Annotated in this window: 13 protein-coding genes and 1 tRNA gene; 6 read left to right on the top strand and 8 right to left on the bottom strand. The window is 55.3% G+C overall.

Annotation, left to right across the window (positions count from 1 at the left end):
• Positions 1 to 109: 109 nt before the first annotated feature.
• Both hspQ and rlmI read right to left on the bottom strand, forming a co-directional pair.
• A complete protein-coding gene (gene hspQ, locus ACG0Z5_RS21465) occupies positions 110 to 427 on the bottom strand; it encodes a heat shock protein HspQ (protein ID WP_394451004.1) in 318 nt (105 codons plus the stop codon).
• A 63-nt stretch (positions 428 to 490) separates the two neighbouring features.
• Entirely contained in the window at positions 491 to 1,681 is a 1,191-nt protein-coding gene (gene rlmI, locus ACG0Z5_RS21460; RefSeq protein ID WP_394450996.1) for a 23S rRNA (cytosine(1962)-C(5))-methyltransferase RlmI, read from the bottom strand.
• An 85-nt stretch (positions 1,682 to 1,766) separates the two neighbouring features.
• On the opposite strand from rlmI, the gene yccX reads away from it, so the two are divergent.
• Positions 1,767 to 2,048 (top strand): acylphosphatase, encoded by a 282-nt coding sequence (yccX, locus tag ACG0Z5_RS21455; RefSeq protein WP_319629878.1) that lies wholly within the window; start codon positions 1,767 to 1,769, stop codon positions 2,046 to 2,048.
• Here the strand turns inward: yccX and tusE are convergent.
• The gene (gene tusE, locus ACG0Z5_RS21450; RefSeq protein ID WP_394451002.1) at positions 2,045 to 2,374 is read right to left on the bottom strand and encodes a sulfurtransferase TusE; all 330 of its coding nucleotides are present in this window, start codon (positions 2,372 to 2,374) and stop codon (positions 2,045 to 2,047) included. The two genes, yccX and tusE, sit on opposite strands and share 4 nt — an antisense overlap.
• 90 nt (positions 2,375 to 2,464) lie before the next feature.
• Positions 2,465 to 3,124, bottom strand: coding sequence for an FtsH protease modulator YccA (yccA, locus tag ACG0Z5_RS21445; RefSeq protein WP_394450995.1), 660 nt, complete (start codon positions 3,122 to 3,124; stop codon positions 2,465 to 2,467).
• A gap of 275 nt (positions 3,125 to 3,399) precedes the next feature.
• On the opposite strand from yccA, the gene ACG0Z5_RS21440 reads away from it, so the two are divergent.
• The gene (locus tag ACG0Z5_RS21440; protein WP_394450993.1) at positions 3,400 to 5,028 is read left to right on the top strand and encodes an ABC transporter substrate-binding protein; all 1,629 of its coding nucleotides are present in this window, start codon (positions 3,400 to 3,402) and stop codon (positions 5,026 to 5,028) included.
• 146 nt (positions 5,029 to 5,174) lie between these two features.
• A tRNA-Ser gene (locus tag ACG0Z5_RS21435) sits at positions 5,175 to 5,262 on the top strand.
• A gap of 69 nt (positions 5,263 to 5,331) precedes the next feature.
• On the opposite strand, the gene ACG0Z5_RS21430 is transcribed toward ACG0Z5_RS21435, so the two are convergent.
• From ACG0Z5_RS21430 to ACG0Z5_RS21415, 4 genes are all read right to left on the bottom strand, one after another.
• A complete protein-coding gene (locus tag ACG0Z5_RS21430) occupies positions 5,332 to 6,462 on the bottom strand; it encodes an MFS transporter (protein WP_394450991.1) in 1,131 nt (376 codons plus the stop codon).
• Positions 6,463 to 6,479: 17 nt separating this feature from the next.
• Entirely contained in the window at positions 6,480 to 7,439 is a 960-nt protein-coding gene (locus ACG0Z5_RS21425) for an omptin family outer membrane protease (RefSeq protein WP_394450989.1), read from the bottom strand.
• A 101-nt stretch (positions 7,440 to 7,540) separates the two neighbouring features.
• Positions 7,541 to 8,782 carry an HdeD family acid-resistance protein gene (locus tag ACG0Z5_RS21420; protein ID WP_394450987.1) on the bottom strand — a complete coding sequence of 414 codons (1,242 nt, stop codon included), beginning with the start codon at positions 8,780 to 8,782 and terminating at the stop codon, positions 7,541 to 7,543.
• Between the two features lie 3 nt (positions 8,783 to 8,785).
• Positions 8,786 to 10,015, bottom strand: coding sequence for an MASE1 domain-containing protein (locus ACG0Z5_RS21415; RefSeq protein WP_394450985.1), 1,230 nt, complete (start codon positions 10,013 to 10,015; stop codon positions 8,786 to 8,788).
• Between the two features lie 302 nt (positions 10,016 to 10,317).
• On the opposite strand from ACG0Z5_RS21415, the gene ACG0Z5_RS21410 reads away from it, so the two are divergent.
• The 3 genes from ACG0Z5_RS21410 to ACG0Z5_RS21400 all read left to right on the top strand — a co-directional run bounded on the left by ACG0Z5_RS21410 (position 10,318) and on the right by ACG0Z5_RS21400 (position 13,957).
• The gene (locus ACG0Z5_RS21410) at positions 10,318 to 11,334 is read left to right on the top strand and encodes an iron ABC transporter substrate-binding protein (protein WP_394450984.1); all 1,017 of its coding nucleotides are present in this window, start codon (positions 10,318 to 10,320) and stop codon (positions 11,332 to 11,334) included.
• 93 nt (positions 11,335 to 11,427) lie between these two features.
• Positions 11,428 to 12,930 (top strand): ABC transporter permease, encoded by a 1,503-nt coding sequence (locus tag ACG0Z5_RS21405; protein WP_394451001.1) that lies wholly within the window; start codon positions 11,428 to 11,430, stop codon positions 12,928 to 12,930.
• 1 nt (position 12,931) lies between these two features.
• Positions 12,932 to 13,957 (top strand): ABC transporter ATP-binding protein, encoded by a 1,026-nt coding sequence (locus ACG0Z5_RS21400; RefSeq protein ID WP_394450983.1) that lies wholly within the window; start codon positions 12,932 to 12,934, stop codon positions 13,955 to 13,957.
• Positions 13,958 to 14,149: the final 192 nt, after the last annotated feature.

Genomic DNA, 14,149 nt, shown 5'->3' with positions numbered 1-14,149 from the left:
GAAGAGCCCGGCATTACCCGAGAGCCGTAAAAAAGAGGCCACAACGTTACCCGTTGCGGCCTTCTTCAAAAGCTTAACTGACAAGCATTACGCATCAGCGGGGTTTTTACTAGTTGCGCAGGCGAGGAGCCTGAAGCTGTTGGCGAATGGACTGCGCCAGTTCGTCCATCGAGGGCTGTTCCGGATGCTCGTCAAAGGCTTCGCTTTTCAGCTGAGCTTCTGCGAGATAAGTATGGACGGGTTCACCGTCGTCATCTTCCATTACCACGTGATACCACGGCGAGGCGCGCAGTTCGTCGTTCACCGCGACCTCATCATCCGAGGTATCGTCGAGGGAATATTCCGGGTCGATATCGACAATCACACCAAGATACCCTAACAGCGAATGGCGGACCTGCTGGCCGATACCGAATTTGCTGGCAATCATCATAGTCACCTCCCGGGAAACATTACTTACAGGGGATATGTGGGCAATGTTTCACTTTTCAACTTACATGACGCGACAGGCAAACCCTTTCAGATACAGGCCTTCCGGGTAGGTGGCGATCACCGGGTGATCGGCTGCCTGACGGAACTGCTCTATAAATTGTACATCACGCCCGGCATCAATTGCGGCATCGGCGATGATTTTCTGAAATAAATCGGTGGTCATCAGGCCTGAGCAAGAGTACGTCATCAGCACGCCGCCCGGGTTGAGCAACTGGATAGCCAGCATATTGATGTCCTTATAACCACGGCAAGCGCCCATCAGCTGGTTCTTGTTTTCGACGAACTTTGGCGGGTCCATCACGATGACGTCGAACTTCTCGCCTTCATCGCGGTATTTACGCAGCAGTTTAAAGACGTCATCGCGCACGAAATCGGCTTTATTGAGATCAAGTTTATTGAGTTCAACGTTTTGCTTCGCCACGTCCAGCGCTTCCTGAGACGTATCCACGCTGATAACCTGGCGACAGCCGCCCATCAGGGCAGACACCGCGAAACCGCCGGTATAGGAGAAACAGTTGAGCACGCGCTTGTCGGCCACGTAGCGACGGGTCGCCAGACGGCTGTCACGCTGGTCCAGATAGTAACCGGTTTTGTGACCGCCCTGGATATCAACCAGCAGCTTCATGCCATGTTCTTCAATTGGCAGCAGGGCCGGTGGGATTTCGCCGGTCACTGGACCCTGAGTCAGTTCCATCCCTTCTTTCTTGCGCACCGCCACATCGCTGCGATCGTAAATGGCACATTCCGGGAACAGCGTTTGCAGGGCGCTAATCAGCGCCGCACGCTGGTATTCAGCGCCCGCGCTCAGCAATTGCAGCACCAGGAAATTGCCGAAGCGGTCAATCGTCACGCCCGGCAGGCCATCGGATTCGCCGGCAATTAGACGGTAGCTATCAAGGCCGTCTTTCTTCGCCAGCCAGTCGCGCCAGATTTGTGCCTTCTGCAAACGACGTTCAAAGAACGCAATATCAATGGCTTCGTTCTGGTCGAACGTCCAGACGCGCGCACGAATTTGCGAAGACGGAGAGTACGCTCCGCGGGCCAACCATTTACCCTGATGATCAACAATATCAATCGTTTCACCGAGAGAGGCTTTACCTTCCATCCGCGCCACCGCGCCTGAGAAGATCCAGGGATGGCGGCGAAGTAAGGATTTTTCGCGGCCTTTGGCTAACACTAAACGTACGCTCATAATTTGCTATTCTGTTGATTCAAAGAAAATGGGCGCCATTTTCCCACGTCAGCGGGGAAATGCAATGGATAACGGGGGAACAGTCATGGCACAGGTGTGCACAATCGCATGGGTTCACGGCATGGTGCAGGGCGTAGGCTTCCGCTACAGCACGCAGCGCGAGGCGTTAAAGCTCGGCTTAACCGGATACGCGCGTAATCTCGATGATGGCAGTGTGGAAGTGCTGGCGTGCGGTGAGGCGGACAAAGTGGAACAGCTGGTGGGGTGGTTAAAAGCCGGTGGACCACGTAGTGCCCGGGTGGATAAGGTTCTGACTGAACCGCACCAGCCCGGGAAAACCTGGACCGATTTCGGCATCCGCTATTAAATGCACTTCACCGGTTTAGGCAGGCCTGCAATTTTGGTGGCTTGCTTGGCCGGGCCCTTCGGAAACAGGCGATACAGGTAGCGGCTGTTGCCTTTCTCTTCGCCGAATTTATTAGCCATCGCTTTAACCAGCATACGGATGGCAGGTGAAGTGTTGAATTCGAGATAGAAGTCTCGCACAAAGCGCACCACTTCCCAGTGTTCAGGAGAGAGAGTTATCGCTTCTTTCTCGGCAATCACTTCTGCCAGGCCTTCGCTCCACTGGCTGCTCTCTTTCAGATAACCGTCGTTATCGGTCTCTATTTCTTTGCCTTCAAAGTTCAACATATTCATTCATAGCCGTTATCAGAAACCGCCGCAGTGTAGCAAAAAACAAAGCCCCGCATAAGCGGGGCCTGGGATGAAGCACGGTTAGCGTTAGTTTTTGTTGGCGAAGCCGAGGATGCTCAGCAGGCTGACAAAGATGTTGTACAGCGATACGTACAGGCTAACGGTGGCGCGGATGTAGTTGGTTTCACCGCCGCGAATGATATTGCTGGTCTCAAACAGGATGGCGCCGGAAGAGATCAGAATGAACACCGCGCTAATCGCCAGATGCAGCGCAGGCATCTGCAGGAAGATGTTCGCCACCATTCCGACCAGCACCACGATAACGCCCGCCATCAGCATCCCGCCGAGGAAAGACATATCTTTGCGGGTAGTTAGCACGTAGGCGGAACAGGCAAAGAACACCAGCGCGGTACCGCCCAGCGCCAGGCCAATCAGGTCGCCCATTCCGGCAGACAGATAGGCGTTCAGCATTGGCCCCAGGATATAACCCAGGAAGCCGGTGAAGGCGAACGCCGCCAGGATACCGGTGGGTTTATCCGCCAGTTTATAGGTCAGGAACATCAGGCCGTACATACCCACCAGCGTCAGGATCAACCCCGGCGATGGCAGCATAAGCACGGTACTGGCCGTGGCGGTGATTGCCGAAAATGCCAGCGTCAGGCTGAGCAGAAAATAGGTATTGCGCAGAACTTTGTGCGTGCTCAGTAGCGATGTACGGTCACGCGATGAGGTAATAATGCGATCCATAGTCACTCTCTATTATTGATGACAGGTGTAATAACTACTGAGAATATGGAAACAAAGTCCAAAGCTCTAGTGCTTTTACCCATCTTTACCGACTCGTTCCCCTTCATAAACAGACGATTATATCGACGATAAAATTCGTGGCAGCATCTTCGTTGCTTTTCGTGGATTAGTCAGATCGACATCTTATAGGTCACTGAAAAATATTGCGTTCTTATAAAACCACCGCTAACACTGAAGGCGGTGTCATCAATAATGAAATCAATAAGGCAATGGATATGAACCCACAAAAATGCAATCACATTACGCGGGCATTACTCGCCGTCGGGCTGATCGGTAGTGCATCACTAGCCTGGGCGGCTCAGGTTCCGGAGGGAACACCGCTGGCAGACAAACAGGAACTGGTCAGAAATAACGGCAATGAACCGGCCTCGCTCGACCCGCATAAGGTGGAAAGCGATGTCGAGTTCAACATCATCAGCGACCTGTTTGACGGGCTGGTGGCGGTTAAACCGGACGGCAGTATAGAGCCGCGTCTGGCTGCGAAATGGGAGAATAAAGACAACACCGTCTGGACTTTCCATCTGCGCCCTGGCATTACCTGGTCAGACGGTACGGCCATCACCGCGCAGGATATTGTCTGGAGCTGGCAGCGTCTGGTCTCGCCAAAAACCGCATCGCCTTACGCCAGTTATCCGGGCAACATGCATATCGTAAATGCCGCCGACATTGCGCTTGGGAAAAAGACCCCGGATACGTTGGGCGTGAAAGCGCTGGATGACAACACCCTACAGGTCACGCTCACGCAGCCGAATGCGGCGTTCCTCGCGATGCTGGCGCACCCGTCGCTGGTGCCGGTCGACCAGGTGCTAGTCAATCGCTTTGGTGATAAATGGACGCTGCCGGAACATTTCGTCAGCAGCGGGGCGTATAAGCTTTCGCAGTGGGTAGTGAACGAGCGGATTATTGCGGTACGTAATGCCAAATATTGGGACGATGCGCATACGGTCATTAATAAAGTGACCTACCTGCCGATTCACTCCGAGGCTGCCGACGTGAACCGCTACAAGGCTGGTGAAATTGACATCGTCTATACCTTGCCGATTAACCAGTTTGCCATGCTCAAGAAAACCATGGGCGATCAGGTCGACGTTTCGCCGCAGCTTGCCACCTACTATTACCAGTTCAACACCACTAAAGCACCGTTCAACGATGCGCGCGTGCGTCGGGCGCTGAACATGGCGTTAGATAAAGACATCATCGCCAATAAAGTATTAGGGCAGGGGCAGCGTCCCGCGTGGCTCATCAGCCAGCCTGAGATTGGTGGCGTCACGCTGCACGGCCCGGATTACGCCAGCTGGCCGCAGGAAAAACGCATTGCCGAGGCCAAAAAGCTGCTTGCCGAAGCCGGGTTTGGGGAAAACCATCCGCTGTCGTTCAACCTGCTGTACAACACCTCTGAATCGCACCAGCGAATCGCGATTGCCGTCAGTTCGATGTGGAAGAAAAACCTCGGCGTTGAGGCGAAACTGCAAAACCAGGAATGGAAGACCATGCTCGACACCATGCACACCGGTAATTTCGATGCGGTGCGCTATGCGTGGATCGCCGATTACGATGATGCCGCGACATTCCTGAATAACTTCCGCACCGGCGACAGCGAGAACACCTCTAAATACAGCAATCCAGCCTACGATGACGCACTGCACAACGCGGCGAAAGCCAAAGATACCGCCGAGCGCGGCAGGTTCTATCAGCAGGCCGAAGACTTGTTGGGTCAGGATGTTCCGGCGATTCCGGTCTATCACTACGTGCGCACACACCTCGTGAAGCCGTGGGTGGGCGGATTTACCCCTGATAAGCTCGGCTACTACTACACCAAAGACATGTACATCAAAAAGCATTAAAGGCTTTAATGTAGAAAAGTGTGCTGAATAACTGCTCAATATGTTGTTATTTCAGCCAAATAACACCGATTTGACTGTTTTTCAGGCAAACGAACAAAAGAGGGGTTTACAGAAAGTTCGGGGGTGTTTATAGTGCGTCCCACTTAGGAAGCGTGGCCGAGCGGTTGAAGGCACCGGTCTTGAAAACCGGCGACCCGAAAGGGTTCTAGAGTTCGAATCTCTACGCTTCCGCCAAATTAGATAAGGGGTTACCGAAAGGTAACCCCTTATTGCTTTGGGCGCGTTCTAAAACACCCCCAGTACTCAGTTAAGCGTCCTGAACGCCGGTCTTAAACTGATTACCGCAAAAACCAAACACATCGCCCCGGTCAGCCACGGCAGGCCGTGTAACGAATATTGCATCGCAACGCCGCCCAGCAGCGGGCCCGCTAATGCGCCTGCGCCCCAGGCGACAGACATGGCGGCATAAATCCCTGCCAGTTGGCCGCCCTGGAAACGCTCACCTACCCAGGTGATCGCCACGGTGTAAATCCCGACAAAAATGCCTCCCCAGATAAACAGCATCACGTACGACAGCCAATGGACGGCGAGGATTGTCGGCCAGATAAAGGCCAGCCCCGCGGCGATAAAGGCCAGGATGCGCATCAACGCCAGCCTGTTGACCTTATCGGCCAGCCAGCCAATCGGCAGCTGCAACGCAATCGCGCCAAACATCAGCACTGAAATCAACAATGCCGAGGCAGATTCATTCCAGCCCAGTTTAATGGCGTAGAGGGAGAGGAAATTCATGCCGAGCATTTCGACCGCCGCATTGAGCACCGTTGCCATAATCGGTAGCGCGGCCAATTTCAGGCTGCGGAGAAAGCCGTCCGGGGCGTCCTCTTCAACCTCCACGCGCGGCATCCCGAAGGTGATGACCAGTACCACGGCGATAGCCGTCAGTAGGGCGGCGGCATAAAACGCCAGATTTCCATCGCTGCCGGTCCAGGCGAGAATCAACGGCCCGGTGGCGAACCCGAGCGACATGCCTGCGGTATACAGGGCCAGCACTTTGCCTCTGGCGCGTTCGACCGTGTTGCCATTCAGCCAGGTCTCGGTTTGGACCATGATGATTTCACTGAACAGGCCGAGGCCCATTCTTAACAGAAACCAGAATGGCAGTCCCACTATGCCGTACAGGATGAAAATAACGGCGATAGCCCCGAGCGAGGCCAGCATTAAGGTCGCGGGGGCAAATCGCCGGAATAACGCGGGCAAAAAGGGAGCGATGGCGAATACCCCGGCGGCATGCATCGCGGCATTAACGCCCACCAGGCTTTCGCTCATCCCTGCGTGGGTCAGTTTAAAGGCCAGTAAGGGCGAGCTGAGGCCGTAGGTCAAGCTGAATACCGTCACCGAAAAGATGACGGCTAATATCCGCTTATTAAATAACATCTGAGGCCTTCACTTGTTTACCATAAATACTGTAGCCCCGCGGTAATGGTCCAGTTCCTGTTCTGAATGCCACCCCCACTGGACGCTGACTGATAACCATCGCTATCCCATTGTTCAATCTTTCCTTTTTTGTTGGGATAATAGGTATAGTCGGCCTCGGTAAAGACTTTTGCCTGGGATGTCACCCAGTATCCAGCGTTAATTTGACCCGCCCACAGTTCTGCATTGTGGGTATTCGTCGCGCTGGTTGCCCCGGTTAAATAATGGTTATCGTTATCTTTGGCATCCACCCAATGGCTGTATTTCAGCAGTGCATTAAATTCAAAATCATTGATGGCGTATTTACCGATAAGACCGATATAAGGGGCACGATAGGTTTGTTTGTAGCCGATAACGGATTGATTCGGCGGGAAGGAGCCGTGTTCGCGAGGGAGGTTGGGATCGTACTGACCGTTGGCATCGGTTCCGGCATAGTCATAAGTCCCCCCTTTGCCGGTCATGCTAAAACGACTTTCCTGATAACCAGCAATGACGCCAGCCTTGTACGTTTCGTTATTGAGTATCCATCCCCGGAGGCTCAGATCGTATTGATTGGCTTCATTCAAAATGGCCCGACTGGAGGAACTGTCGGTTTTCGACGAAGAGTTAGGATCCTGCCAGTCAAAATCATTTAAATGACCGGAACCGGAGGCCAGCGACGTCCAGCCTGCCGCGTTAACGCTTAACCACGGAAGGAGATCGTAATTCGCCTCCATTTTGAGGATCGCCGAATTCTTGATTTTCCAGTCAAGGCGACTGAGGAGCTTATTATTGTCATAAACATATTCTTTAGACTCTCCCCCCATATAACCGAGCGAGGTGGTAAGGGAAAAACCATCATGAATGTATTGTTGTTGCTGGCCGGAAAGATAGTCCGCCCCCCAGACAGGGCCCGTACAGAGAACGACTACGCTGCATACCACTGCATTTTTTATCATTTCGCGTGTCCTTATTGTCAGGAATGACCGTTAGTTAAGAGCGATAACTCACCTCTAAGGTGAGCTCAGTAACACTGTGTTTATTCACCACTGGGCTGCCATCAACCTGTCCTGTCCAGCTGCTGCTTCCAGCGCTGCAGCCACGAGTGTTGCGTCGGATGAACCAGCACGTGTAACGCCCGCGCATAATCCAGCATCAGGCCGGGAGTCCAGGCCATGGTGGTGGCTCGCTTTCGCAATTGGGCGGCAATCCACAGCTCCGGCATGAAAAATAAGCGGATGAAATGCAACCATCCCCGACCGTCGGAGAGAACGCCCTCGAGCGCCGCTTCAAGCCCATAGGCCACGCTGCTGGAACAGTTGCGCCACGTCAGGTTGTAGGTGTTCACCTCGCGGTAACTTTCCCAATAACGGCGTAAGGCGCTGGCGTTGTAATGCTGGAAGATGATTTTTCGATCGGAGTCGCACCAGGCCGCGGCCTCCTGCTGATAGCTCGGTTGAAATTGACCGGGCACGTTATTTTCCTGAATCGCTTTCAGGGTGTTAAAAAACTCCGATGGCGAACGGTCGATATCGACGGCGGGATACAGGCTGATATACACATCGGGTGACATTTCCAGCGCGGCGTGCCCGGTCGAGATCACCCCGTCAATATCCACCGCGGCGATGTAGCGATTGATCACCGGGCGGGGAACGGGCGATTTTCCCGACGATCCCTCCGGAGTCCAGACATGCACAATTAAGGGCCCAGCGGCGGGCGCGTCGTCCACCCATTCTGAGGCCGCCCCTTCACGCAGCCGAAAGGCACGCCTGGCCAGGCGGAGGCACTGGATGCTGCCCAGAATCATAATCACGCCGAGAAACTGTGAAATGGTGCCGTGGTGGTGAGTGGGATACGGTAGAAAGAGGAACAGGGCAAACGCCAGTTGCGCCGCGCCGCCGAGAAACACCCGCCGCCAGTTTTCGTAACGCACCACCCACGCGGACGCCATCACAAACAGTCCGGTGATGAAAAAAGCGAAGCCGAACAAAATGGCCAGTAACAGATTGCTACTCTCCCGGCCGGAAAGAATCAGAACCGCAATAAAGCAGAAGATGCCGCCTTTGAAATAAAACACTGACTTTTGCGCCCCCTTGGCGCTGCCCGCCAACAGCAGCGTGGTCAGGCTTTCAATCAGCAGCAGAATGCCAAAGACATGAAAAGGGAAATAGCGCATACCCTCCATCCCATCGAGGAAGATAGAGATGCCCAGAGCGCCCCAGAGGATGCCGACCACGGCTAGCACCGGCGCGGCTTTTCGCAGAAAATTCACGCCCATCAGTAACAGTGCAACCTGCAGCATGGATTACGTCCCCTTGATAACGCGAGCCGATCCCTGGCCCTGAGATTCGCCCGCCCAGTAGCCAATCAGCACCACGCCGTCAGGCTGCTGCAAGGCAATCAGTTTTGTTTCCTGAAGATGCAATGTGAGGGTCGGAGAAAGCGTAAGTAAAAATCGAAACGACCCTTTGATGGCGCTGCCGCTCTGCACGCGGGCCCATCGTTCACGCATGATCTGACGATCGCCGGGCGACATCAGCGACAGCAACTGATCGGTGTCACGAATGGTCGACAGTTGCTGGGTGAGCGCATTCGGTGAACGGTCATCCCAGGTCAGACGACCGCTTCGGGGATCCAGATACCAGGATGCAGTAGGGTAAGTTTTGGGTGAGTGTCTCAGGAAATAGATAAAAATCAGCAGCAGGGCGGTGCCGGACAGATAGCACTGGGCCAGCAAAAGCGGTTCACCCGGTTTTAAGCCAGGGATAAAGAGCGGGCCATTACGCTGCCATGAATAATAAATCACGATAATACAAAAACTGAGAAACGCCGCCGCGCCCAGCTGATTCCCGCTGACTACCGGGATAGCTATCATCACCATCACGGGAATACAGGCCAGGCTGAACAAGAAGGCTTCACCCTGAGGACCGCCAATCGGCTGATGGAAAACGTATACAGCACTCAGGCAGAGCAACAGCCACAGCACACCGCCCGTCAGCCAATGACGCCGCATATCCGCTGCCTGCCGCCAGAACAGGCCCATCACAATCGAGGTCAACAAAATGGTGCCCACCACGTTGGCCGACCACCAAATCCACAGCGTCTGAACGAAGTCTACTTCATGGCGCAAAACCACCCATCCGCCGCCCAGCGTGGCGGCCACGGCGCTGGTCAGTAACGTGGCCGCGAGCCAGACCCCGAGGCTGTGCAACCTGTCGTGCGGGCGGGTGAAATGCCGTACGCACCAGGCAATCGCCAGGTCGTTGCTCAATGAGATGACTGAGTGTACGAGAGAGGTTTCAAGGGAGTGGCGGAGGGTCACATCCAGCCCCGTCCTGACGATAAACAAGCCCAGAAACAGCCACGGCCAACGGCGGCGCGAGGTCAACAGGAAGGCGCTCACGGCAAGGCCTGCCGGGAACCAGACAAAGGAAACCTGGCTTACCGGGTCATCGAGGAAAAGTGAGATATACCCAAGAGCAAAATAGAGCGCGCACCATACCAACAACTGCATAACGAATTTGAGTGAATTCACTATGACCTCGAAGCATTTTTATGGATTATTCGCGTAACACCGTAAAGCATACAACAAAATTTTTAAGGCATATCTTCGCGTCCGTTCTGAACGCAAAACTGTTTACCTAAGGTTTTATTAATCATTGATACACCCCCACTGCCAACAGAGGATTTTTATCTCAGGAAATCCTAATTCGACCGAATTTTTCACCTTTGTTTAAAAATGATAACTATTTTCATTATCATTCAAATGATGTTGTGCTGTAATCCGCCCGCTATGCACTCTGATGTGATGTATTCATTTTAATGAGGGTTTAACGGATGAAATTTAGCGTATCGACGCTTTGCTCAATTGCAGTTGTGACTTCATCAATGCTGGTGTCGCCCCTGGCCAGCGCGGCGGATAACACTGACGGTATCGTGGTGTACAACGCCCAGCACGAAAATCTGGTTAAGTCGTGGGTGGACGGGTTCACCAAAGAGACCGGCATTAAAGTCACGCTGCGCAACGGCGGCGACAGCGAGTTGGGCAACCAGCTGGTGCAGGAAGGCAGCGCCTCTCCGGCCGACGTATTCCTGACGGAAAACTCCCCTGCGATGGTGCTGGTGGATAACGCTAAACTGTTCGCGCCGCTGGATAAAGACACACTGAGCCAGGTGGCACCGGCCTGGCGTCCCGAGCATGGCCGCTGGATGGGCATTGCCGCCCGCAGCACGGTATTCGTGTATAACCCGGCGAAACTGTCAGAGGCAGAACTGCCGAAATCGCTGATGGATCTCGCCAAACCTGAGTGGAAAGGGCGCTGGGCGGCATCGCCATCCGGGGCGGATTTCCAGGCAATCGTCAGTGCCATGCTGGCGCTGAAAGGGGAGAAAGCGACCCTCGACTGGCTGAAAGCGATGAAAACCAACTTCGTGGCCTACAAAGGTAACAGCACGGTAATGAAAGCGGTCAACGCGGGGCAGATTGATGGCGGGGTGATTTATCACTACTACCGTTTTGTTGACCAGGCGAAAACCGGCGAAAACAGTAAAAATACCCAACTCTATTACTTCAAACATCAGGATCCGGGGGCGTTTGTCAGCATCTCCGGCGGCGGCGTGCTGGCCTCCAGCAAACATCAGCCGCAGGCTCAGGCCTTTATGAAGTGGATTACCGGTAAAGCCGGCCAGGATATGCTGCGTACCAATGACGCGTTTGAATATGCGGTCGGCGTTGACGCCCAGTCCAACCCTAAACTGGTTCCGCTGAAAGACCTGGATGCACCAAAGGTTGAACCGTCATCGCTCAATAGCAAAAAAGTCATTGATTTGATGACTGAAGCTGGCCTTCTCTAATACTGCGGTGGTGAGTGCCTGATGTCAGTGGTTAACGTTTCCGAGTGTCAACGCGTACAGACTCGTGATGGGCAGCGCCGTCCTGCGTTGGTGATGGTGTTGCTGGCAATTTTTTTCTCGATGCTGTCGTTGATACCGCCAGCGTTTGTGGTGGCGGTGGGGTTTGATACCGGCTGGGAAACCGTCAAGGCACTCATTTTCCGCCCGCGTGTGGCTGAGCTGCTCAGCAACACGCTGCTGTTGGTGGTGATAGCTGTTCCGCTTTCGGTGTTTACCGGCACGCTGCTGGCCTGGCTGACAGAACGGACTTCGCTTGCCGGGAAGCGTATCTGGTCGATGCTGGCGGTAGCCCCGCTGGCTATCCCGGCGTTTGTGCAAAGCTACGCCTGGGTCAGCGCCGTGCCCTCGATGCACGGTTTATCCGCCGGGGTGTTTCTCTCGGTGCTGGCCTATTATCCGTTTATTTATCTGCCCGTGGCCGCGGTGCTGCGTCGCCTCGACCCAACCTTAGAGGATGTTGCCGCCTCGCTCGGTACGCCGCCGTGGGCCATTTTCTTCCGGATAGTCCTGCCACAGCTCCGGCTGGCTATCTGGGGCGGGGCACTGTTGGTGACTCTGCATCTGCTGGCGGAATACGGCCTGTATGCGATGATCCGTTTTGATACGTTCACCACCGCCATTTACGACCAGTTCCAGTCGACCTTTAGCGGCCCGGCGGCCAATATGCTGGCGGGCGTACTGGCCTTATGCTGCCTGATGTTCCTGGCGCTGGAAGGGGCGACGCGCGGGAAAGCCCGTTATGCCCGGGTGGGGGCCGGTTCCCCGCGTGAACAGCATTACCGCCGCCTGACCCGGCTGCAAAGCGTCTTCGGCCAGCTGTTTGCCGGGGGCATTATTGCCCTGGCGTTGGTGGTGCCGTTAGCGGTGCTGTTCCGCTGGCTGTGGCTCGGCGGTGTAGACAACTGGGCTCAGGCCGATCTCTGGCTGTCGCTGCGCCAGACGTTGCTGCTGGCAGCCGGAGGCGCGCTGGTGATTGTTCTGGCGGGCATCCCGATTGCGTGGCTGTCGGTGCGTTATCCGCGCCCGCTGTTCCGGGTGCTGGAAGGCTGCAACTATTTTGCCAGTTCGCTACCCGGGATTGTGGTCGCCCTGGCGCTGGTCACGGTGACCATTCACTACATGCGGCCCATCTATCAGACCGAAATCACTCTGTTCCTCGCGTACCTGCTGATGTTCACTCCACGGGCGTTGATTAACCTGCGCGCCGGGATTGCCCAGGCGCCGGTTGAGCTGGAAAACGTCGCCCGCAGTTTAGGCAAAACCCAGGCCCGGGCCATCGGGACGATTACTCTTCGGCTGGCGGCACCGGGCGCGGCGGCAGGTGCGGCGCTGGTCTTCCTGGGGATTACCAACGAACTCACCGCCACGCTGCTGCTGTCGCCTCTGGGCACCCGCACGCTTTCGACCGGTTTCTGGGCCTTGACCAGTGAAATCGATTACGTTGCCGCCGCGCCCTATGCGTTGCTGATGGTCCTTATCTCTCTCCCGTTAACCGGTATTCTGTACGTGCAGTCGCAAAAACTGGCAGGTCTGTAAGATGATTGAATTAGCGAACATTTCTAAAAAGTTTGGCCAGACAACGGTGCTGGAAAACCTGATTTTATCGGTCCTGCCCGCCAGCCGGACGGTGATTGTTGGACCGTCCGGCTCCGGAAAAACCACCTTATTACGCATCCTGGCCGGGTTCGAAACCCCCGACAGCGGGCGAATCACGCTGTCGGGCACCACCCTTTACGATCAGAACACCTTTATTCCGGCCCATCAGCGCGGGATTGGTTTTGTCCCCCAGGAAGGCGCGCTGTTCCCGCACATGAAAGTGGGGGACAACATTGCTTACGGCCTGAGTGGCTCGAAGCATGAGACCCGCCGCCGGGTCGCCGAGTTGATGGAGTTGGTATCACTCGATAACCGTTTGCAGCATCACTGGCCGCATGAGATCTCCGGCGGACAACAGCAGCGCGTGGCGCTGGCCCGGGCGCTGGCACAGGAGCCCGTGTTGATGCTGCTGGATGAGCCGTTCTCGGCGTTGGATACCGGCCTGCGCGCCGCGACCCGAAAAGCCACGGCCGATCTGCTGGCCCATGCGGGCGTAGCCTCAATTCTGGTGACTCACGATCAGCACGAAGCCCTGTCGTTCGCCAGCCAGATTGCGGTGATCCGCGAAGGCCGCTTTACCCAGGTCGGCTCGCCCGCCGAGGTGTATTCGCAACCGGTGGATGAAGCCACCGCGCTGTTCCTCGGCGATGCGCTGATGTTTTCCGCGCAGGTCAACAACGGTTTTGCCCATTGTGATTTAGGCGTGATCCCGGTGAGCCATCCACAGCTCTCGGGTGAGCGGCGGGTAATGCTGCGCCCTGAGCAAATCGTGATTTCGCCGGACAGCGGCTCCCAGGCGGTCACCATCAGCGACGTGGACTTTACCGGCTATCTGTCGACGCTGACGCTGTCATCACCGCAGTGGTCTGCGCCGTTGCAGCTTAAAACCGTCAGCCAGCAACAGTGGCGGGTGGGGATGCAGGTCTCACTGGCGGTAACCGGCCAGGCGTGCGTGCTGGCGGCCTAAGATCAGCCAAAATCATCGCCGGAGGTACGGAACAGATACTCCCATTTATCGCCCGGCCAATCGCTACCACGCGAAGCTATTCTCAACGCAGCGCGTGATTGGCAAAGTAAAACCTCGGTCACCAATCCAGGAATAATCGTCTTGCCGCTTCGTTTGCTGAAAAATACAGTAATAGCCGGACTCTGATAAAAA

This window comes from Scandinavium sp. M-37, assembly GCF_043558715.1.
Taxonomy (GTDB): domain Bacteria; phylum Pseudomonadota; class Gammaproteobacteria; order Enterobacterales; family Enterobacteriaceae; genus Scandinavium; species Scandinavium vulneris_A.
The sequence above is the reverse complement of the archived record's forward strand: the minus strand, read 5'-3'. Positions and strand labels throughout refer to the sequence as shown.

Coding starts and splice junctions, on each gene's coding strand:
- hspQ (WP_394451004.1), bottom strand. CDS start 427: ATGATTGCCAGCAAATTCGGTATCGGCCAGCAGGTCCGCCATTCGCTG.
- rlmI (WP_394450996.1), bottom strand. CDS start 1,681: ATGAGCGTACGTTTAGTGTTAGCCAAAGGCCGCGAAAAATCCTTACTT.
- yccX (WP_319629878.1), top strand. CDS start 1,767: ATGGCACAGGTGTGCACAATCGCATGGGTTCACGGCATGGTGCAGGGC.
- tusE (WP_394451002.1), bottom strand. CDS start 2,374: ATGTTGAACTTTGAAGGCAAAGAAATAGAGACCGATAACGACGGTTAT.
- yccA (WP_394450995.1), bottom strand. CDS start 3,124: ATGGATCGCATTATTACCTCATCGCGTGACCGTACATCGCTACTGAGC.
- ACG0Z5_RS21440 (WP_394450993.1), top strand. CDS start 3,400: ATGAACCCACAAAAATGCAATCACATTACGCGGGCATTACTCGCCGTC.
- ACG0Z5_RS21430 (WP_394450991.1), bottom strand. CDS start 6,462: ATGTTATTTAATAAGCGGATATTAGCCGTCATCTTTTCGGTGACGGTA.
- ACG0Z5_RS21425 (WP_394450989.1), bottom strand. CDS start 7,439: ATGATAAAAAATGCAGTGGTATGCAGCGTAGTCGTTCTCTGTACGGGC.
- ACG0Z5_RS21420 (WP_394450987.1), bottom strand. CDS start 8,782: ATGCTGCAGGTTGCACTGTTACTGATGGGCGTGAATTTTCTGCGAAAA.
- ACG0Z5_RS21410 (WP_394450984.1), top strand. CDS start 10,318: ATGAAATTTAGCGTATCGACGCTTTGCTCAATTGCAGTTGTGACTTCA.
- ACG0Z5_RS21405 (WP_394451001.1), top strand. CDS start 11,428: ATGGTGTTGCTGGCAATTTTTTTCTCGATGCTGTCGTTGATACCGCCA.
- ACG0Z5_RS21400 (WP_394450983.1), top strand. CDS start 12,932: ATGATTGAATTAGCGAACATTTCTAAAAAGTTTGGCCAGACAACGGTG.